General features: G+C 33.5%; 15 protein-coding genes and 1 tRNA gene. 8 read left to right on the plus strand and 8 right to left on the minus strand.

The window, feature by feature from the left end; genetic code table 11:
* Positions 1 to 11: 11 nt before the first annotated feature.
* The gene (gene map, locus A9G40_RS08240; protein WP_065582653.1) at positions 12 to 800 is read right to left on the minus strand and encodes a type I methionyl aminopeptidase; all 789 of its coding nucleotides are present in this window, start codon (positions 798 to 800) and stop codon (positions 12 to 14) included.
* 211 nt (positions 801 to 1011) lie between these two features.
* On the opposite strand from map, the gene rlmC reads away from it, so the two are divergent.
* Entirely contained in the window at positions 1012 to 2178 is a 1167-nt protein-coding gene (gene rlmC / locus A9G40_RS08245; RefSeq protein WP_065582654.1) for a 23S rRNA (uracil(747)-C(5))-methyltransferase RlmC, read from the plus strand.
* A gap of 439 nt (positions 2179 to 2617) precedes the next feature.
* Here the strand turns inward: rlmC and A9G40_RS08250 are convergent, their stop codons facing one another.
* Positions 2618 to 3034 (minus strand): hypothetical protein, encoded by a 417-nt coding sequence (locus A9G40_RS08250; RefSeq protein ID WP_065582655.1) that lies wholly within the window; start codon positions 3032 to 3034, stop codon positions 2618 to 2620.
* Positions 3035 to 3318: 284 nt separating this feature from the next.
* On the opposite strand from A9G40_RS08250, the gene gshA reads away from it, so the two are divergent.
* Positions 3319 to 4890 carry a glutamate--cysteine ligase gene (gene gshA / locus A9G40_RS08255; RefSeq protein ID WP_065582656.1) on the plus strand — a complete coding sequence of 524 codons (1572 nt, stop codon included), beginning with the start codon at positions 3319 to 3321 and terminating at the stop codon, positions 4888 to 4890.
* The gene (locus tag A9G40_RS08260) at positions 4883 to 5662 is read left to right on the plus strand and encodes an endonuclease/exonuclease/phosphatase family protein (RefSeq protein WP_065582657.1); all 780 of its coding nucleotides are present in this window, start codon (positions 4883 to 4885) and stop codon (positions 5660 to 5662) included. The genes gshA and A9G40_RS08260 overlap by 8 nt, the downstream gene beginning before the upstream one ends.
* Here the strand turns inward: A9G40_RS08260 and A9G40_RS08265 are convergent.
* From A9G40_RS08265 to rnhA, 3 genes are all read right to left on the minus strand, one after another.
* Positions 5643 to 6896 carry a transglycosylase SLT domain-containing protein gene (locus A9G40_RS08265; protein ID WP_065582658.1) on the minus strand — a complete coding sequence of 418 codons (1254 nt, stop codon included), beginning with the start codon at positions 6894 to 6896 and terminating at the stop codon, positions 5643 to 5645. The two genes, A9G40_RS08260 and A9G40_RS08265, sit on opposite strands and share 20 nt — an antisense overlap.
* 23 nt (positions 6897 to 6919) lie before the next feature.
* The gene (gene gloB, locus A9G40_RS08270) at positions 6920 to 7648 is read right to left on the minus strand and encodes a hydroxyacylglutathione hydrolase (protein ID WP_065582659.1); all 729 of its coding nucleotides are present in this window, start codon (positions 7646 to 7648) and stop codon (positions 6920 to 6922) included.
* Positions 7649 to 7721: 73 nt separating this feature from the next.
* Positions 7722 to 8195 (minus strand): ribonuclease HI, encoded by a 474-nt coding sequence (gene rnhA, locus A9G40_RS08275; protein ID WP_065582660.1) that lies wholly within the window; start codon positions 8193 to 8195, stop codon positions 7722 to 7724.
* 238 nt (positions 8196 to 8433) lie between these two features.
* Between rnhA and dnaQ the strand changes: the two genes are divergently transcribed.
* Entirely contained in the window at positions 8434 to 9171 is a 738-nt protein-coding gene (dnaQ, locus tag A9G40_RS08280; protein ID WP_081295793.1) for a DNA polymerase III subunit epsilon, read from the plus strand.
* Positions 9172 to 9282: 111 nt separating this feature from the next.
* Positions 9283 to 9359: transfer RNA gene (locus tag A9G40_RS08285), tRNA-Asp, on the plus strand.
* Positions 9360 to 10103: 744 nt separating this feature from the next.
* Here the strand turns inward: A9G40_RS08285 and A9G40_RS08290 are convergent.
* On the minus strand, positions 10104 to 11153 hold the full coding sequence (locus A9G40_RS08290) for a dihydroorotate oxidase (RefSeq protein WP_065582661.1): 1050 nt from the start codon (positions 11151 to 11153) through the stop codon (positions 10104 to 10106).
* Between the two features lie 533 nt (positions 11154 to 11686).
* On the opposite strand from A9G40_RS08290, the gene A9G40_RS08300 reads away from it, so the two are divergent.
* From A9G40_RS08300 to A9G40_RS08310, 3 genes are all read left to right on the plus strand, one after another.
* Positions 11687 to 14458, plus strand: a complete 2772-nt coding sequence (locus tag A9G40_RS08300; protein WP_065582663.1) for a flavocytochrome c — start codon at positions 11687 to 11689, stop codon at positions 14456 to 14458.
* Between the two features lie 31 nt (positions 14459 to 14489).
* Positions 14490 to 15455 carry an FAD:protein FMN transferase gene (locus A9G40_RS08305; RefSeq protein WP_065582664.1) on the plus strand — a complete coding sequence of 322 codons (966 nt, stop codon included), beginning with the start codon at positions 14490 to 14492 and terminating at the stop codon, positions 15453 to 15455.
* Positions 15456 to 15669: 214 nt separating this feature from the next.
* A complete protein-coding gene (locus A9G40_RS08310; RefSeq protein WP_065582665.1) occupies positions 15670 to 17130 on the plus strand; it encodes a DASS family sodium-coupled anion symporter in 1461 nt (486 codons plus the stop codon).
* A gap of 54 nt (positions 17131 to 17184) precedes the next feature.
* On the opposite strand, the gene A9G40_RS08315 is transcribed toward A9G40_RS08310, so the two are convergent.
* Together A9G40_RS08315 and ppk1 are read right to left on the minus strand one after the other, a co-directional pair.
* Positions 17185 to 18675, minus strand: coding sequence for a Ppx/GppA phosphatase family protein (locus A9G40_RS08315; RefSeq protein ID WP_081302204.1), 1491 nt, complete (start codon positions 18673 to 18675; stop codon positions 17185 to 17187).
* Positions 18676 to 18747: 72 nt separating this feature from the next.
* Positions 18748 to 20805, minus strand: a complete 2058-nt coding sequence (gene ppk1, locus A9G40_RS08320; protein ID WP_065567215.1) for a polyphosphate kinase 1 — start codon at positions 20803 to 20805, stop codon at positions 18748 to 18750.
* Between the last annotated feature and the right edge of the window lie 5 nt (positions 20806 to 20810).

Raw genomic sequence — 20810 nt, forward strand, 5'->3', positions numbered from 1 at the left:
TCTTTTTTTACTTAGTGTTCAATAATACGAGGAAAATCTTCGTTGCTACGTAGCGTCAACACTTCAACACCATTGTCTGTCACTAAAATGGTATGTTCATATTGCGCAGAAAGACCATGATCTTTCGTTTTGACAGTCCAACCATCTTTCATGGTTCGAGTGCGCCAGTCACCAGTATTTACCATAGGTTCAATCGTAAAGGTCATACCTGGTTTTAAAATGACACCGCCATCATCTGCATCATAATGTAAAACTTGTGGTTCGTCATGATAGACTTCACCAATTCCATGGCCACAATATTCACGTACCGATGAGAAACCGAACTTATCTACATACTTTTGTATCGTTTTACCAATTTCTTTTAAACGAATACCTGGTTTTATGATTTTAATTGCTTCGTAGAGACTTTCTTGTGTAACTTGGCATAGCTTTTCACCTGCAATTGTTGGCTTTCCTGCAATATACATTCTAGAGGTATCACCATGAAAACCATCTTTGATAACAGTCACATCGATATTTAAAATATCACCATCTTTCAGCTTTTTATCAAAACTCGGGATGCCATGGCAAACAACATCATTAATTGAAATACAGCTCGTGTGTTGATAACCATGGTAACCAATATTAGCAGGCACGGCTTTTTGTACGTTGATAATATAATCGTAACAAATTTTATCTAATTCACCTGTACTAATGCCTGGTTTTACATAGGCTTCAATCATTTCTAAAACTTCAGCCGCCAGCTTACCAGCTATGCGCATTTTTTCGATTTCTGCGGGGGTTTTTAACTTAATAGACATTAAATTCTTCCTGTAATAGTAATGACAATATCCTATCATACACCGCTATTTCGTCAAATCATACTAGCGGATTAAATGGGTATTTTACTTAATATTTTTATAAAAAAGTTTCAAGCAGCAATATGTTTTAGTATAAAATAAAAAAAGAATACTTATCTATTAGAATGAATCCAATCCAGAACAATTCATTATAAAAAAGGTTTTTATATTAATGCAATGTCGTTTTTATCAGCAAAAAAAATGTTTTTCTTGCCAGTGGTTAGACCGCCCATATCACATACAATTAGCCGAAAAACAAAATAAGCTGTTACAACAATTAAATCAGTTTAAACCAACCGACGTCAAAGAACCATTTGCTAGCCATGAAACCGCTTTTCGTAATAAAGCAAAAATGGCGGTGCTAGGTACTGTTGAAAAACCTATTTTGGGTATACAAACGGAAAATGAGATGGTCGATTTATGTGATTGTCCTCTTTACTCAAATAGTATGCAAAATATTTTAAAACTGGTTCGAACTTTCATCCGTAAACAAGGGCTTGTGCCTTATAACATCAATAAGCGGAAAGGGGAGTTAAAATTTGTTATCATTACCGAAAGTAAAATAGATGATAAAATCTGTTTTATGATCCGATTTATTTTAAAATCGCACAAGTTTGTTGATAAAATAAATAATTCTTTCAAACAATTACAAGAAAAAATTCAAAACTTATTGGTGGTATCAATAAATATACAACCTAATCATGCGGCAATATTAGAAGGCGACGAAGAGTTAGTTTTAACAAAGAGCCCATTCCTACCCATGACCTTAAATGGTGTTCCTCTTTTTATTAAACCTAAAAGCTTTTTTCAAACTAATACTGATGTTGCCAGCAATCTTTATAAAACAGCAAGTGACTGGATTACAAATTTACCTATCTATTCTATTTGGGATCTGTTTTGTGGCGTAGGTGGTTTTGGATTAAGTTGTGTCAGCCAAGGAATAAAGAAAAACATTCAATTAACAGGGATTGAAATTAGCCCAGATGCAATTGAGTGTGCAACAAAATCTGCTAATAATCTGGGGTTTAAACAGTTAATTTTTAAATCGCTTGATGCTACCCAGTATGCTATTGCTGAACAAAAGATTCCTGATTTAGTATTGCTAAATCCGCCACGGCGGGGAGCTGGCAAAATGCTTTCACAGTATTTAGAACAAATGTCACCTAATTATATTATGTATTCAAGTTGTAACTTATCTTCACTTGTTGAAGATTTAAAATGGTTAAATAATTATCAAATTACTAAATCGCAATTATTTGATATGTTCCCACATACTGCTCATATGGAAGTTTTAATTTTGTTGAAAAAAAAGAGTGCACATGAAGATAAAAAGCTTTAATTTTTCCATAAGTTCAGCGCTAGAGTTGTTGAATAAATGCTAGGTGTAACTATTGGCATCATCTAAATTTTGGTTTTAAAAAGCATAGCCAACAAGTTTTTTAAATCGCCAGTTTTATGTAGTAAAGCGACAACCTAATCGTAAATTTAAATATAAAACAGCGATAATCCCAGTTCATGCAGTTGTCTCTAATTTATTGAACCACCTATGGAGCACTGATTGCTTTAACAAGACGTTGGGGTAGGTGGTATCGTATTTGCACGGCAAATGATTGAGAAGCAAACGAGCAAGTCTATTACTATCAATTAATCATTGTGGAATGATTCAAATCGGATATTTCTTGGTTCATTGCCACATAATACATTTGATTCCTATATTGATATATAGGTAATAGTAGTTGTGCCTTAATGCCCAAATTGATAATTATTTTTTATTAATTTTAGATTATCGTACCTTTATAAACATAAATTGGCCTCATTGAACCACGTTCTCCATTTTCAGCAAGGCAAAAAGTAAAATCTTTATTTACAAAATAAATGGGCCGAAATATCCCATCATTTCTATTTTCAAGATAGGATAAAAACTTTTCTAAAGAAGATAAAAATAGATGTAGATTGTTGCCTTTTCCATCAATTAACACATAACCCGATATGTTTTTATCTATATCAAGATTATTAATATCAATTGCCCCTTGAGGCGCAATATATTGGCTCCATAAGGGACGATGCGTTTTTATATCTTTTTTTATAAAAGGCTTTCTAAAATTATGAATTATGGCTTTTCTAATTTCTATTGCTTTATTTCTCTTAATGTTAATACCAAAAAAGTGGCTATATGTCGAAAACAATGTGTTCATGTCAATATCCTCAAACCTTAAGTACATAACCATAGACAGGCTACACTAATTAGTACCAGTTTAATAAGGTCATTGTTATGATTAGTAAATACTATCTATGCAATAGATAAAAATTTATCTCGATAGTTTTAACTATTGATAATAGGTAGCATTATTTTTTATTTTATTTCTACAACACGTGTTATTTATTTTAGCCATTCACAAAATGCCAAAATGATCTATAGTAACGAGTAAATTATGATAATATTAACCTTATAAAAACTTAATGTAGGAAAAGCAAGATTATGATTCCTGATGTCTCAAAAGCACTTAGTTGGTTAGAAAAACACTATACCATTTTACAAGGTATTCAACGAGGTCTTGAACGTGAAACTTTACGCATTTTGCCTGATGGGTCATTGTCAAAAACGTCATTTCCGCCAAAAATTGGGGCAGCATTAACTCATCCGTGGATAACGACTGATTTTGCCGAATCAATGTTAGAGTTTATTACCCCCGTTAATAGCAATATTGACTATATGTTGACATTTTTGCGCGATTTGCATCGTTATGCTAGTGTAAATATCGGTGATGAAATGATATGGCCTTTAAGCATGCCTTGTTTTGTTGCTAATGAAGAAGATATTATTCTTGCGAAATATGGTACCTCAAATGAAGGACGCTTTAAAACAGTTTACCGAGAAGGGTTAAAAAACCGTTATGGCGCAATGATGCAGACAATTTCGGGTGTTCATTATAATTTTTCATTGCCCACTGCATTTTGGCAAGCAAGAGATGGAGTAAAAAATACCGAAGAAGGTAAAGTGGTCATTTCGGAGGGCTATTTTACGCTAATTCGCAATTATTATCGTTTCGGTTGGGTTATTCCTTATTTATTTGGTGCATCGCCATCGATGTGTTCTTCATTTATTCAAGATCCACAAAAAGCTAAAGCATTTATTGAGCAGACTAATGGAAACTGTTATTTACCTTATGCAACCTCATTAAGATTAAGTGACATAGGGTATACAAATAATGCACAAAAACAGCTTGGTATTACGTTTAATCATTTAGATACCTATGTTGAAGGCCTAAAACGTGCAACTCATACTAAGTCAGCAGAATTTGCTAAGTTAGGTATTAAGGTTGATGGTCACTATCGCCAATTAAATGACAATGTTTTACAAATTGAAAATGAGTTTTATGCACCAATTCGACCTAAACGAGTACCAATGGCAGGGGAGTCACCGTCAGATGCTCTTTTGCGTGGTGGTATTGAGTATATTGAAGTGCGAGCATTAGATGTTAATCCTTTTTCACCGGTGGGTATTACCGAAGAGCAAATACGCTTTATTGATCTTTTCTTAATTTGGTGTGCATTAGCACCTGCTCCTGAAATGAGTAGCCAAGAGCTTGAATGTGCTAAACTAAATTGGAATAGAGTCATTATGGAGGGTCGAAAACCAGGGCTTGAAATTGGTATGGGGTGTGATAGCTATCGAGAGCCTTTGGCTAAAGTTGGGCATGAATTATTTAAAGACTTATTGCGTGTTGCTGATGTTTTAGATCATCAAGACGATGAAAGAAGCTATCGCACTGTCTGCGAGCATTTAGAGTTAATGTTTGATCAACCTGAATTAACTTTATCAGCAAGAACATTGCAAGCAATAAGTGATTTAGGCACGGAAAAATTTGGTTTAGCTTTAGCAAGTCAATATAGAAAACAGCTTATTGCTGAGCCTTTAGCATTATTAACTGATGGCGATTTTGTTCAACAACGTAATTTATCTATTGAAAAACAGAACAAAAAAGAGCAGAGTGATACTTTATCTTTTGATGAATATTTGAAGAATAAATTGAACGGAAAAGATGTTTAAAAAACGACATTATACATTACGATATCAGGCAAGTAATGAAGTTGAGTTAATCTTGCCTAATCAACCAATCATAGTAAATAAGCCGTTAATCGATCAAACTTCCTTTTCGGTTTTAGTTTGGAATATTTTTAAACAAAAAAAAGCTGATTGTATCGATATTCTTAAACAACATGCTGATAAAACTAAACTGATTTTATTACAAGAAGCTCAAACCACATCACCGTTACTTAATTTTATTTCACAACATAATAAAATTGCCGATCATGTTCCAGCATATTGTTTTAACGATATTTATGCTGGCGTAATGACAATTTCAGATGTATTACCAGCTTCTCTTTTTTCTTTCAGAGAAAGAGAGCCATTAATTCGTGTCCCTAAATCTGCTTTAATTACTATTTATCCTATCAACAATTCTAAAAAGCAATTATTAGTTGCGAATGTTCATGCTGTAAATTTCAGTATTGGTGTAAAAGCCTACCGCCAACAAATACGTATGTTATTAATTCGAATAAAAGAGCATAACGGTCCAGTTATTTTAGCTGGGGATTTTAATGCATGGAGCAAACAGCGACTAAATTTGTTGTATCATCTTGTGCGCTCAATTGAGCTAAAGCCTGTTAATTTTCCTGTGGATATTCGAAAAACATTTATGGGAAGACCACTTGATTTTGTTTTTTATCGAGGATTACAACTTAATGCTGCTGAAATCATTAGTACAACAGCTTCAGATCATAATCCTCTATTAGTCAATTTTAGATTGGATTTGCATTAGCAAGATTGATTGTTAAGATATCGCCTTCTTGTACTTTAGAATTCTTAAGATTATTCCACTGCAATATATCGGTAATCTTTACACGATAACTTTGAGCGATGGAGTAAAGGCTATCACCTGCTTTGACAAGATAGGCAATCTTTTTCACATTTCTAGAAAAACTCTCTTTACGTGCAATACTATTGTTTTGCATAAAGCCAGATTTAAATTCAAATGGCATATTAGTACGAGGAGTATCTTGTAGAAGTTCTGTAACCTCATTGACAACAAGGTTATCTTCTTGTAATTTTTTAAATAAATCTGCCGCATGAGCATAAGGAACAAGCAAATGGAAAGGACCATTTACTGTTTGTTGCACATACCCTGCATTATATGTTGTTAACTCATCAAGCGATAACTTAGAGTATTTAGCAATTTTAGCTAATGAAATATTTTTAGATATATCAATTCTAACAAGTGAGTTTTCATAATTACAATCAGGTAATTTAATTCCATATCGTTTATTATTCTTAACAATATCAATAATTGCCAAAATTTTAGGAACATAATGCATAGTTTCTGTCGGCAATTCTAGTGACCAATAATTAGTTGGTAAACCTTTAGCCTGATTTTTTTCAATGGCTCTTCTTACTCGACCTTCACCTGCATTATAAGCCGCCAAAGTTAATAACCAATCACCGTTAAAGCGGTTATTTAAATTTTGTAACAAAGAAATAGCCGAGTTAGTGGATGCAATAAGATCTCGACGAGCATCAAATGAACTACTTTGTTGTAGCCCGTATTCTTTAGCTGTAATTGGAACAAATTGCCATAGTCCCGCTGCTTGTGCTGATGATGTTGCAAGTGGGTCATAAGCACTTTCAATAAGAGGAATTAAAGCTAGTTCAGCAGGTAGATTATTTTTACGAAGTTGATTTATTATGTAATAGACATAAGGCTCTGAACGTGAGGCAATCGTTTCAAATCCTTTAGGATTACGTAATAATCGTTCTCTCTCTGCATTAACGCGACTATTTTCTGGAATATATGCGTCAATCTGATTAAGCATATATTGCCATGGATTTTGCGTGATAGATGCATAATTACGAGAACTATTTATATTATTAGCTGTGTTTCTGGAATACTTTATTTTAACTATAGGATTATATCGCGGTCCATTATGTTGGCATGCGATTAAAAACAAACATAACGCTGTAAATATTAATAACTTTTTCATTGGTTCGTAAGTTTTCATCTAAATTGAGTTAAATATTATACCTAAAAAATGTCTTTTTGGCTCCTAAAAAAAACAAACAAATCTAATTCATTGTTAAAATTGAATTTATTTTGCAATTGATTTTCATGGCATCGCAAAAATAAATTAATTTGTTTTTCTTTAGATAAAATAGACGGTAATGTTTGCGATTGTTTTGAAATCGAATTTAAGTAGCTTTTGATGTTTTCATCATCGGTTAGCATTTGAGAGGCAAATGCTAAATTGGATAGAGTATATTCATGCCCTGCACAAACTAAAGTATCGTTAGGTAGTTTTTTTAAATGATTTAGCGAATCTAACATTTGCTGATAAGTACCTTCAAAAACTCTACCGCAACCCGCTGAAAATAAAGTATCTCCAGAAAACAAAAAAGGCTTACAGTAATATACTAAATGACCAAGAGTATGCCCTGGTACAGCAATGACAGTAAAATTAAAATCACCAATACAAACGCTGTTTTGATTAATAAGATAATTAATTGGTAAATCAATTTCGCTAGGGCCGTAGACTTCAATATTTTGATATTGATTTTTTAATTCATATACCCCACCAGTGTGATCGTTATGGTGATGAGTAATTAAAATTCCAAGGGGTAATAATTGATGTTTATTAATATAATTAATCACAGGTTCAGCTTCGCCAGGATCTATAATCACAGCTTGATTATTAGGATTAGTTAGAATCCAAATATAATTGTCTTTTAAGGATTTAATACTATGTAATTGATACATATTGCGTTTATACCATTAGTTATTTTTCTAAAGCAAGTTAATTTATATTTGTTGAATAACACTATTTTATAAGTTAATTATCTACAGATTGTTCAAATATCGTATCTTGTAAAGTAGGGGATTGGGCTTGTGTTCTAGCTATAATGTCACAACGTTCATTTTCAATATGCCCTGCATGACCTTTTACCCAAATCCACTCAATTTTATGAGGTTGCACTAATTCATCAAGTCTTTTCCATAGGTCAACATTCTTTACCGGTTTTTTGTTGGCTGTTTTCCAGCCATTTTTTTTCCAGCCATTTATCCAATTGATAATACCATTACGCAAATATTGGCTATCAGAATATAGTTCAATTTGACAGGGATGTTTTAATTTTTCTAAAGCAACAATCGCAGCTAATAATTCCATACGATTATTCGTTGTTTTAAAAAAACCTTCTGATAATATTTTTTCAGTTTCTTTATATTTTAAAATAGCTGCATAACCACCAGGACCTGGATTACCAAGGCAAGAACCATCTGTATATATTTCTATCTTTTTTAGCATGTTCTGATTTCTTTTCTCAATATTGTTGATCAAATTTGTTGTTTTAGTTAAATTTTTTATTCCAATTGAAAGAATGCAATAATTGGGCTTTATTTTATTTGTTGATTTTCCCCCACAAATTTAACCATTTGACCTTATTTTGTTTATCAAGTATCAGGTATCAACATTAAAGGGTTTTGATGTTAGACTATACCATTAAAAACGTTTTTCCCCAATTACTGATATAAAAGAGAAGAAAGTGATACATAATCCTACACGCCAAATCGTATTAGATACAGAAACAACAGGTATGAATCAAGAGGGTAATAATCATTATGAAGGTCATAAGATTATTGAAATAGGTGCTGTTGAAGTCATAAATCGCCGATTAACGGGTAATCATTTCCATGTTTATATTAACCCAGAACGTTTGATTGATCAGGAAGCTTTTAAAGTCCACGGTATAAGTGATGAATTTGTTAAAGATAAACCTATTTTTAAAAATATTGCCCATGATTTTATTAAATTTATTGATGGTGCAGAATTAGTCATTCACAATGCCTCGTTTGATGTGGGCTTTATGGATTATGAATTTCGTCTTTGTGGATTAGATTTCAAAACTGCTGATCATTGTCTTGTCACTGATACCCTGTCCATGGCAAGGCGCCTATTTCCAGGTAAACGTAACAACTTAGATGTATTATGTGAACGCTATCAGATCGATAATTCTCATCGAACATTGCATGGTGCTTTACTAGATGCCGAAATTCTAGCTGAAGTTTATTTAGCTATGACAGGGGGGCAAACGACGTTATCTTTTAGTTCAGAAGACAATAATTTATCTTCATCTGAACCTAATGCAATAAAAAGAGTAGAGCGTAGTGGTGTTCCTTTAAAAGTCATTAAAGCAACAGAATATGAACTTTCCGAACATGAGGCAGTTTTGAAGAAAATTGATAAAAAATGTGGCGGTGCATTATGGAATTCGTTGCAATGATTGTTTTGTATTCAATTAAATTTCAATTTAAAATTTTTTATTGACGAGACTAAAAATAATCTTTAATATTGCGCCTAATTTAGATGTTCTTCATCTAAGTGACTAAAAAGCGGAGCGGTAGTTCAGTTGGTTAGAATACCTGCCTGTCACGCAGGGGGTCGCGGGTTCGAGCCCCGTCCGTTCCGCCAATTCCATACAGTAGTTATACCAATCAAATTTTCCATTATAGTCTAATGACCTCTACGAATATGCTAATAATTTTTGTCAAAAGTTGCCATGCTTATTGTGTTTTCTAATTTTTAAAATTAACTTTCATCCAATTATATTGAAAAATAAAAAATCCGTATTATTTCCGTCAAAAATTTCAGGTAGATGTGAGTTTTAGTATAAAATCATTGCCCAGCCCATATATAATTTGCTAAATTTTATTTAAACTTTTTTAAGCAAACTTGGCTATCTAAGTAAGTGATGCGCTAATCAATGTCTAGAATTTAAGCTACACCTCTTGTAATGTAAAATGATTTTCTACAATTAATATTTCCTGAATATATTCAAAATCTCTAATTTATGTAAGGATAGTCTTTTTTCTTCAAAGTGATTGTATATTTCATTAGCGATTATTATTTTTTTTAAATGATCAATCAGTAATAGATAAGCAAATATTATTGATATACTGTTTTTTAGTTAAAGAGTAAATGGCGTCAAAATATATTTGAATTTTATTAGAATATATTTTTTAAAATTCGACAATTAGCGGTTTCTATATCCCGTACAACAATTTTAATCATTTATTTTGTTAAAAATGGCAACTAGTTATTTAGGCATCTTTATTGCTATATATCATCTTGTATTATCAATTTAAGACGAATTGTGAAAACAAGGTTACAGTAGTAAGTTACACTGTAACCTTTATAGACTATGGTTGGCTGATATTAAAGGCTTTTTTTGATCTCTATTGCTAGCAATGGGTTCCACATAGCACCTGTTGCGCTCATAACTGCATCAGCACCATTGTCTATAAATTGACGATAATGCTCGCTAGTGCTAACGCCGCCTACACCAATAATAGCAAATTTTAGATCCATCTCTTTGCGATATTTGGCTAAACGGTTCACCATATCTAAACCAGCCCAACGAATGGCATTACCACAGATTCCGCCTTCTTTCCTGTTTTCGCCTAAGGCTGGGTGACCTTTCGCATCAACGGGTTTTGCCGATAACGTATTGATGGTGCTTAAACCATCAATAATAGTACCCACACGAGTTAATAAAGAAATAATTCTTTCATTATCAGGAAAATAGGCCAGTTTTAAAATAAGAGGGCGATCAGGCACTGCTGTTTTTATCGCATTTACAATTCGTTCAACTTTATCTACATCAAAACATAGTAGCTTGCTTGCCCCTTCGTTCGGGCAACTTAAATTTGCTTCAAGAATAGGTGCATTAGTTTCATGTACTAATTTTGCCGCTAGAGCATAATCTTTTTCTATTTCTCCATGCCCTTGTGTACCTTGGAAACTACCGATTACACATTGTCCATGACCAGCCGATTGTACCGCATCGGCCATATCGGGTTGCCAAATATCGGGTGAAAATGAAGGCACACCAAATGAGTTGGTAATTGATAGAGGTTGATTATAATTAGTATCTGCTAATACTGTATCTAAGTTGCACGATAGTTTACCTTTAGGATGAACAGACAAGACATTAGGTAATGGATGACATTTATGAAACTTAGTTCGAACTGTTTTATACACACATAAATCAAATCCATAAGCAAATGCTGCTTTGATATAATTGGCATTTAATAATGGGCCTGCGGGCATACCGAATGGTAAATTGACATCAATATTTAAGAACGTTGCGGGTTTTGTTGGAATCTGTTGTGATTTATCTAATTGTGCAAAAAGCCCAAAGGGTCCTTGAGCATAATTATCTTCATAGCTTATACTTGGATTATAAAAAGGTGTTAAAGATTTCATGCTATCTCCTGATTATGCGCTTTCTTAAAGTAAAATTGATTTTTAGCTTTGAATTTATAACGAGAATAAAAAGAAAAGATTTTTGCAACAAAAAAAATCCTCCATGAAGGAGGATTAAAAAACAGGGCAGAAAGAGAATTAAAAGTGGGTTTCAATGTTAAAAGCTCAATCGGTGTTATAAACATATACGATATTCTCTTTGTGTTAGTTTCAAGACATTCTATCTAAACAAAATTAAAGTTCAACATAAAAATAATAGAAAATATGTAACTAAATGAAATAGTTACAGTGTTTTTTTTTAGATTTTTTCTGCTTGGATATATTAAATTTAATGATTTTTAATATGAAAACGAAGTAATTTTGTCGATTCTAAAAACGATGCATGCCTAATTCATTAATAAATATGTAAAAAATACTGTCGAAAAATTGATACTTAATGTATTGATAGACTGAATTTACATAGAGAATTGTTGTTTGGGATGCTATCATAATTGCCAATAAATGAATTCAAATAAAATAATTAGGTATATCAAATGACAAATCAATTTACATTTAAGTCGTTAACGTTACCAAATGGGGTAGAATTAAAAAATCGCATCATGATGGCGCCGATGACAACCTGCTCAGGTTTTTATGATGGTTCTGTTACGCATGACTTGATTGAATACTATCGGGTAAGAGCTGGTGATATTGGCACAGTGATAGTCGAATGTGGCTTTGTTGATAATAAAGGATTAGCTTTTCCTGGCGCAATTGGCTTAGATAGTGATGATAAAATTGAGGGATTAGCAAAAATAGCTAAAGTTATCAAAGAGCAAGGTTCTAAAGCTATTATTCAAGTTTATCATGGTGGACGAATGGTTGAGCCAAAGTTAATTGGCGGCCAATCACCAGTAGGCCCGAGTGCCATTGCTGCTCCACGCCCGAATGCTCCAACTCCCGTTGAATTAACGGCTGAAGAAGTAAATGAAATGATTGACAAGTTTGGTCAAGCTGTGCGTCGTGCTATTCAGGCTGGTTTTGATGGTGTAGAAATTCATGGCGCAAATACTTATTTAATTCAACAATTCTACTCACCTAATTCAAATCAACGTAATGATAAATGGGGGGGGAGTCGTGATAATCGTACTCGATTCCCGCTTGCGATTTTAGATATCACACATAATATGATTCAACAATATGCAACTCCTGAGTTTATTGTTGGATATCGGTTTTCCCCCGAAGAGCTAGAAGTCCCTGGTATTCGTTTTGATGATACCATGTATTTGCTTGAAAAACTGGCTGCAAAAGGGCTTGATTATGTTCATTTCTCAATGGGGTCGATTTTAAGACCTTCGATCGTTGATACCGAAGATACAACACCACTAATCAATAAATATGTTGCAATGCGATCTGAGCAATTAGCTAAAATTCCTGTTGTGGGGGTCGGTAATGTTGTTAATCAAAGTGATATCGATGCAGCTTTTAAAAATGGCTATGATTTAGTTGCTGTCGGTCGTGCTTGTATTGCTTATCCTGATTGGGTTAGTCGCATTAAAAAAGGGGAAAAGTTAGAACTATTTATCAATAGTGATAAACGGGAAGAGCTTAATATTCCTGAGCCTTTATGGCATTTTTCCCTTGTTGAAAGTTTGATTCGTGATGCTAACCTTAATGTGAAAAAGTTCAAACCAGGTCAGTATCAAGAGAAAGTTAATGATGAATCTTATGAATTTTTAATTAACGTTGAGTTAGGTAAGGATTTAATAAAAGATATACAATTAGTTAATGCGCAAAATTTTGATAGTGAAGTTTTAAATAATTTTACTGAAATTAAACATAGAATTATTGATTCAAATAGTCCACATGTTGATGCTATCTCTGGAGCAACAACACAATGTGAAGCATTTAAGAAAGCTGTAACTAAAGCAATGGCAAAATCTAACAAAGACGCAATTATTGCCGAAGGGGGGGATCCTGATGATCTTTCTTTTGATGTTGTCGTTGTTGGTAGTGGTGGCGCGGGGCTTGCCTCAGCTATTCAAGCACATGATCATGGCGCAAAGGTTGTTATTGTTGAGCAAATGCCGGTGATTGGTGGTAATACTAATAAAGCTTCGGCAGGTATGAATGCTGCGGAAACTAAATTCCAAAAACTCAAAGGCATTGTCGATAGTAAAGAGCTTTTTTATAAAGAAACTATGGCAGGTGGAAAAAATAAAAATAATCCTGACTTATTACGATACTTTGTTAAAAATGCACCAGAGGCTATCGATTGGTTAGATAATAATGATATTGAATTAAGTGGTATTACAACCACAGGGGGAATGAGCATTGATCGAACCCATCGCCCAGAAAGCGGGGCGGCAGTTGGTGGTTTTTTAATTAGTGGTCTAGTTAAAAATATCAATAAGCGTGGTATTGAAGTTATGTTAGATACTGCGGTTACTGAAATTGTCACTGAGAACAATAAAGTCATTGGCGTTAAAATTTCCGAAGAAGATGGCTCAACTCACGTGATAAAAACTAAGGCCGTTATTATCGCAACAGGTGGATTTAGTGCTAATACTGCCATGGTTGAAAAATATCGCCCTGATCTTAAAGGTTTTGTTACCACCAATCATAAAGGTGCAACGGGTTCTGGCATTATGATATTGGAAAAACTTGGGGCTGGAACTGTTGATATGGGTGAAATCCAAATTCATCCAACAGTAGAACAAACATCTTCTTACTTGATTTCTGAATCTATTCGAGGTGGTGGGGCGATACTCGTATCGCAAAAAGGCCAACGATTTGTTAATGAGCTTGATACCCGAGATAAAGTATCAGCAGAAATTATTCATTTACCTGAACATTATGCTTATATCTTATTTGATCAACAAGTTCGTGATGAAAATAAAGCGGTGGAAGAATATGTCTCAAATCAGCTGGTCACTCAAGCAAATACTCTTGAAGAATTAGCACAAGAGTTATCAATTGATAGTCGCACATTAGCTAACACAGTAGCGCGCTATAATCAGTTTGCCATTACTAAGCACGATCAGGACTTTGGCCGAACAACGGGCATACGTCATCCTATAGAAAAAGCACCTTTTTATGCAATAAAAATTGCCCCTGGTGTTCACCATACTATGGGCGGTGTGACTATCAATACTCAAACACAAGTTTTAGATGCTAATAAAAATGTCATTCAAGGTGTTTTTGCTGCAGGCGAAGTTGTGGGGGGAATACATGGAGCAAACCGAATAGGTGGTAATGCGGTTGCAGATATCATTATTTTCGGTATGCAAGCAGGTAAAAAAGCTGCCTATTATATAAAAAGTTAATTGAGTTGTAGCAATTTGGGGCTTGTTTAGTATGTTAAGGTCGAGTTATAAATATACTCAAACTTTAATGGGAACAACGGTGTCATTAACGCTTATAGAGCCTAATGACACCGTTGCACGGGCCGTTTTTGACAGCATTAAATTGCTTGAAGATAAGTTGACTGTAAATAGGTTAATATCAGAAGTCATGTCAATCAATTTAGCTGCGGGCAGTCACCCTGTTACTGTGAGTCGCTCGGTATTTTCTTTGATTGAACAAGCACAAAAAGTCAGTTTGCATTTCAATAGTTGCTTTAATTTTGCCATTGGTCCTTTAGTTAAACTTTGGAAAATTGGTTTCAACGGGCAACAAGTTCCACCAGCAAAATTGATTAAACAGCGATTATTGTTAACAGATCCTAATAATATTGAGCTAGATACAAATAATCGTTCTGTTTTTTTGAAAAAATTCGGCATGGAAATTGATTTAGGCGCAATTGCTAAGGGGTATATTGCCGATGTTGCCAAATTAATTTTACATAAATATCAAGTTTATCAAGGTATTATTAATTTAGGTGGTAACGTATTAACTTTAGGTAGCCCTTTAACCAATGAAAACAGCTATTGGCATGTGGGGCTAAAAAAACCATTTGCAACTGATGATAAGTTATCAGGAGTTATTAAAGTTAAAAATAAGTCTGTTGTAACATCGGGGATTTATGAACGTTTTTTTATACAAAACAATCATCTCTATCATCACATATTAGATCCCAAGACAGGCTATCCATTAGATAATGAACTAGACAGTGTGACAGTAATATCCAACTCTTCATTAGAAGGTGATATTTACTCAACGGTATTTTATGGATGGGGACTTGATAACAGCAGAAAATATTTACAAAAGCATCAAAACTTATCAGCTATATTTTTGTTAAAAAATAAAACAATAGCATTAATAAACCCAGATAATTTTGTTTTTCAACTAATTGACACTCAGTACAAAATAATCACCGATTAATCAACAGGCTTAGCATCAAAAAATGATAAAAATAACGATTATATTAGATCTTTGTTTTTACTGTTTTAATTTAATAACAGCTTAGTTTTAATAAAAAACAGTCAGAAAAACCATTGATTTTATTGAGGTTTTTCTGGGTGGATTTGTGAGTTTAAAAAAGAAAGAATTTACATCGGTGTAATAAAATTATATTTAAATTAAAAAGGGAAATACTATGAACGTAGTAAAAAAACCGCCAGTAAAATGGCTACCATTTATAATTATTGCGGCAATTTCAGCAATACTTTGGTTGTTTATATCTCCTCCTCAAGGCATCAGTCAAGAAGGTTGGCAAACAAGCATTATCTTTATTGCAACAATTGCGTGTATTGTTGCTGAAATTATGCCAATTGGTGCAATCGGCTTATTAGCCATTACGGTATTTGCAGTATTGAGACCAACGGGAGCCGAAAGTGCTAAAAACGCTATAGAGATATCATTAAGCGAATTAAATAGTGGGTTAATTTGGTTAATTGTTATTGCTTTTATGATTGCTCGCGGCTTTATTAAAACAGGTTTAAGTAAACGTATTGCCTATTATCTTGTGAAGATCTTAGGTAAAAATACATTGGGACTTGCCTATGGTTTAGCTGTCACTGATATGGCCTTAGCGCCAGCGATTCCAAGTACAACTGCACGTGCTGGTGGGGTTATTTACCCAATAGCTGAAGCATTAGCTATCAATTTTAATTCTAGCCCTAAGGATGAATCAAGAAACCGTATTGGTACATTTTTAATGTTAACTATTAGCCATATCAATGACATTACCTCGGCAATGTTCTTAACGGCGTTTACTGGAAATTTATTAGCTGCTAAGTTAGTGACAAAATCACTAGATATCACATTAGGCTGGGGACAATGGTTTATTGTAGCTATTGTTCCATGCTTAGTTTCATTTATTATTATTCCTTTAGTTATCTACTTTTTAACTAACCCAGAGCTAAAAAAGACACCAGAAGCACCTAAATTAGCTGCTGAAGAATTGAAAAAAATGGGATCTATCACCGTTAAAGAAATCATTATGGGTGGAACAGTTATTCTATTATTAGCACTTTGGATTTTTGGTAAAAACTTCAATATTGATTCAACAACAACTGCCTTTATTGGTTTGACTATTTTGCTTTTAACCGGTGTATTAAGTTGGGATGACATCAAAAGTGAAAAAGCAGCTTGGGATACATTAATTTGGTTTGCGGCATTATTAATGATAGCAGGGCAAGTCAATAAACTTGGTGTGACAAAATGGTTAGGTGATACAATAGGTAGTGCAGTGCAAGGTTATTTAGGTGAAAGTAGCTGGTTATTAGTGCTGATTGTTTTATGTGTTGCGTATGTTTATTTGCACTATCTTTTTGCCAGTGGTAATGCGCATATCGCCGCTTTATTTCCAGTTTTCTTATCGATAGCTATTGCTCTTGGCGTACCCACATTTATTGCAATTTTTGCTTTAGTTATTTGTACTAACTATTTTGGTTCAATTACACAATTTGCCAATGCAAGAAATCCGCTATTATTTGCTGAAGGTTTTGTTCCTGTAAAAACTTGGTGGAAAGTCGGGTTTATTTGTAGCATTATAAATTTGGCTATCTTATTTACTGTGGGTATTTTATGGTGGAAAATAATCGGTCTTAGCTAATAACTAATTATATACACTAAAGATTATATACCGCCACATTGACTGGCGGTATTTTTATACTGAGTTAATTTTATAGCGACAAATTTTAATTGATAATTGCCAATCATCAATCGGTTTCCAATATTTTTGTTCTTGCTCTAAATCCAATAAGATTAATTTATTCTTTTCGACAAAATCTTGATTAACTTCTAACGTTATCTGGGTGGGTCTATTTTTTGATAATTTTAATTTAAATGCATCAAGATTTAGATCGGTATTTCGCTGATTATTTATTAGAATAGATAATCTAAGCATTTGCATGGCTGATATTATATGCTTGTATTCAAACAAGCTGAAATAAGGGATTTCATCAATATTAATTGATTTTCGATGATAACGAACAAGCGTTGCTAAAAGTAATTGTTGCTCTTCATTAAACCCCGGCAAATTACTATTCTTTAAAATATAACTCGAATGTTTATGAATCGAGGTAAAGTTGATTTTTAACCCAACTTCATGCAACTGCGCAGCCCAATACAATATAGATTCTAAGCTAGGTGGAATAACGATTTGTGTTTGTTGTTGCCATTGAGAAAATAAAAATTTTGCAGTTTTAACCACTTGTTTTGCATGGCGTTGATCAACGTTGTAATGATCGGAAAGTAATTGAGCCGTATTTTGTCTAATATCTCGGAAATTAGGACCATCAATGAGTTCATAAAGCACGCCTTCACGTAATGCACACGGACTAAAGCGTAAAGCCTCTAAGCCTAGGGCATAAAAAATACCACAAAATATTGCCAGCCCACTAACAAATATGCTTTTTCTTTCATTAGAAAGTGAAGGGTAGTTAATATCTTGGCAAGATTTAAATTCCAAAATATAACGAATTAAATCATCTAGCCTTTTAGGCGTAATAATTCCATCACAGACACCAATGTCTAATAAAATACGATAAATAGCTTTAATCGTTCCAGATGATCCAAATGCTACAGTGATTTTCTGCTTTTTAATAATATGAATCATACTTTCAATTTGTTGTTCGGCGGCAAGCCTTGCTCGTTGAAATGAATCAAAATCGATTTTTTGATCATGAAAGAATTGCTTAGCATAAGTTACACACCCCATGGGACGGCTAGCTACAAGCAATGGTTTTAAATCATTTCCTTTTCCTATTGCTATTTCAGTCGATCCACCACCGATATCTACTACAAATTTGGTATCAGTTGACGATGTTGATTCTGTCGTCATGGCACCTAAATAAATAAGGCGAGCCTCTTCTTGACCTGAAATAATTTCAATAGGAAAAGGAAATACTTTGGCTGCAGCCATCAAAAATTGATGCTTATTTTGGGCAACACGCAAAGTATGCGTCGCTATAACACGAACATGTTCAGCTGGAAATCCTTTTAATCGTTCAGCAAATAATTCAAGGCACTGTACTCCTCGTATAATGCTTGATTCATTGAGCTGGTTATTAGCATTAAGCCCCGTTGCAAGATGAATGTTTTTTTTATTTTTATAAATAATTTGCATCGCGCCATCAATGATACGGACTATAACCATATAAAAGCTGTTTGAACCAAGATCAACTACGGCATATTCATTGAATTTGTCCACTTTAAAATCCTCAATTCATTATTCAAATGATTCTAACCGTTTCAAATAATCATAAATGGCATATTGGGCTCTGGTTTTTTTCTTATTGCCTCTTTGCACATAATTGTTGGTGGCATCTTTATCAATAATGCGAGCTTTTACGTTATCATTGCACTGTATATCAAAAATATTATGAATAGTTGATTTTATTATTGGATCGAAAATTTTTACACCCACTTCAATACGGTTATCGAGATTACGAGGCATCCAGTCTGCGGAAGAAATATATGTATCTTTTCTTCCATCATTTTCAAAAATATAGACACGAGCATGCTCCAAAAACTGATCAACAATACTGGTGACCGTGATATTTTCACTTAAGTTAGGAATTTGCGGTACCAATACACAGGTTCCTCTTACTACCATTCTAATTTTTACTCCAGCACATGATGCGCGATATAGTTGATCTATCATATCTTGATCTGTTATTGCATTTAACTTTAAATAGATACCAGCGGGTTTCCCCACTTTTGCATTATTTATTTCCCGTTCGATAAACTCATAAAATCGTAATCGTGTATTTTGCGGTGAAACAAGCAAATGGTTGAATGATACAGGTTTGAACGGGTTTTCAATAAAATTAAATACTTTTCTAACTTCATCGGTAATGGCTGGATCTGCGGTTAATAGTGAAAAATCGGTATAAATGGCCGCCGTTCTTTCATTAAAATTACCAGAACCAATATGAGCATAACGAACAATTCCATCATCTTCTTTACGATCAATTAAAAATAACTTGGCATGGATCTTAAGTTTTGGTTGTGAATAGATGACTTTAATTCCGCTACTAATTAGCCGTTTTGCCCATTTTATATTTGCTTCCTCATCAAATCTTGCCTGTAACTCAACCACTACAGTAACTTTTTTACCATTATTAGCAGCATTAATCGCAGTATGAATAAAACGTGAGTCTTTAGCTACTCGATATATGTTCATGCGAATATGCGTAACAGAAGGATCAAATGAGGCTTGGCGCATAATTTCAAGAACATGCCCAAAAGAATAGTAAGGATAATAAAGTAAAACATCGCGATCTTTTATTGTATCAAAAGCATTACGAAATTGTTTAAATCGATTATAACTTAGGCTTGAAATTTTTTTATTTAATAGCTTCTTCTGTCCAAAATCAGGAAACTTGACCAGATCTTTAAAATTAGGATAGCGACCGCCAGGCATCGCCTCTTGTTCAGTTAATCGTAATTTATTAATTAACAATTCAAATAATGCTTTTGGCATATCTTTTTGATAAGTAAAGCGTACAGGCTGTGCCGTTAAACGTTGTTTTAAACCTTGAGACATAAGCTCAAGTAAACTATCTAATTCGGTGTTTAATTCGTATTCTGCATCCCTATTGATATTAATTGAATAAGCATTTAATTCTTTGGCATCAAAAAATATTTTAAAAATATCCGTTAAGCAATATCGAAGTATGTTGTCTAAAAAGATAATGGATTTATTTTTAGTGGACACTTCAGATGGCAATAATACAAAACGAGAAACTTTATCTGTTGGTAGTTCCAGTAATGCATAACTGATATTATCTTCACAAATAATTTCTACAGCCAAATAAGCATGATCATCTTTTAAAAATTGAATAAGCTCTGTATGGCTATCGAGCAAAATAGGGGTTATGTACTGCCTAAGATTTTGTTTATAATAATTCTTTATCCAATTTTCTTGATAGGCGGAAAGTTGTCGTTCATTAATCAAAAAGATTTGATTTCTAGCCATTTCTAATAATAATTCATTGTAGAGCTGATCAAATTGTAATTCCAATTGGATAACTTTTTGATTTACTTGGCGCAATAAATTCTTAGCATTAGGCAAAGAATGTGCTTGTTCTTGTTCAATAAGCACATATTTTTTTAGGTTAGCAAACTGTACTTTATAAAATTCATCAAGGTTACTTGAGTATATGCCTAAAAAACGCACACGTTCAATAAGTGGATTACTTTTATCTGCCGCCTCTTGTAAAACACGTTGATTAAAAGACAACCAACTGAGTTCTTTAGGTAAATATACTTTTTCTTCAATCATTTTAG

The organism is Gilliamella sp. Nev3-1 (assembly GCF_001690435.1).
GTDB lineage: Bacteria > Pseudomonadota > Gammaproteobacteria > Enterobacterales > Orbaceae > Gilliamella > Gilliamella apicola_C.

Excerpts from the sequence above, each read along its gene's own strand:
- map (WP_065582653.1), bottom strand. The coding sequence starts at position 800 with ATGTCTATTAAGTTAAAAACCCCCGCAGAAATCGAAAAAATGCGCATA.
- A9G40_RS08300 (WP_065582663.1), top strand. The coding sequence starts at position 11,687 with ATGACAAATCAATTTACATTTAAGTCGTTAACGTTACCAAATGGGGTA.
- gloB (WP_065582659.1), bottom strand. The coding sequence starts at position 7,648 with ATGTATCAATTACATAGTATTAAATCCTTAAAAGACAATTATATTTGG.
- rlmC (WP_065582654.1), top strand. The coding sequence starts at position 1,012 with ATGCAATGTCGTTTTTATCAGCAAAAAAAATGTTTTTCTTGCCAGTGG.
- ppk1 (WP_065567215.1), bottom strand. The coding sequence starts at position 20,805 with ATGATTGAAGAAAAAGTATATTTACCTAAAGAACTCAGTTGGTTGTCT.
- A9G40_RS08290 (WP_065582661.1), bottom strand. The coding sequence starts at position 11,153 with ATGAAATCTTTAACACCTTTTTATAATCCAAGTATAAGCTATGAAGAT.
- gshA (WP_065582656.1), top strand. The coding sequence starts at position 3,319 with ATGATTCCTGATGTCTCAAAAGCACTTAGTTGGTTAGAAAAACACTAT.
- rnhA (WP_065582660.1), bottom strand. The coding sequence starts at position 8,195 with ATGCTAAAAAAGATAGAAATATATACAGATGGTTCTTGCCTTGGTAAT.
- A9G40_RS08315 (WP_081302204.1), bottom strand. The coding sequence starts at position 18,675 with ATGGTTATAGTCCGTATCATTGATGGCGCGATGCAAATTATTTATAAA.
- A9G40_RS08260 (WP_065582657.1), top strand. The coding sequence starts at position 4,883 with ATGTTTAAAAAACGACATTATACATTACGATATCAGGCAAGTAATGAA.
- A9G40_RS08310 (WP_065582665.1), top strand. The coding sequence starts at position 15,670 with ATGAACGTAGTAAAAAAACCGCCAGTAAAATGGCTACCATTTATAATT.
- A9G40_RS08250 (WP_065582655.1), bottom strand. The coding sequence starts at position 3,034 with ATGAACACATTGTTTTCGACATATAGCCACTTTTTTGGTATTAACATT.
- A9G40_RS08305 (WP_065582664.1), top strand. The coding sequence starts at position 14,490 with ATGTTAAGGTCGAGTTATAAATATACTCAAACTTTAATGGGAACAACG.
- A9G40_RS08265 (WP_065582658.1), bottom strand. The coding sequence starts at position 6,896 with ATGAAAACTTACGAACCAATGAAAAAGTTATTAATATTTACAGCGTTA.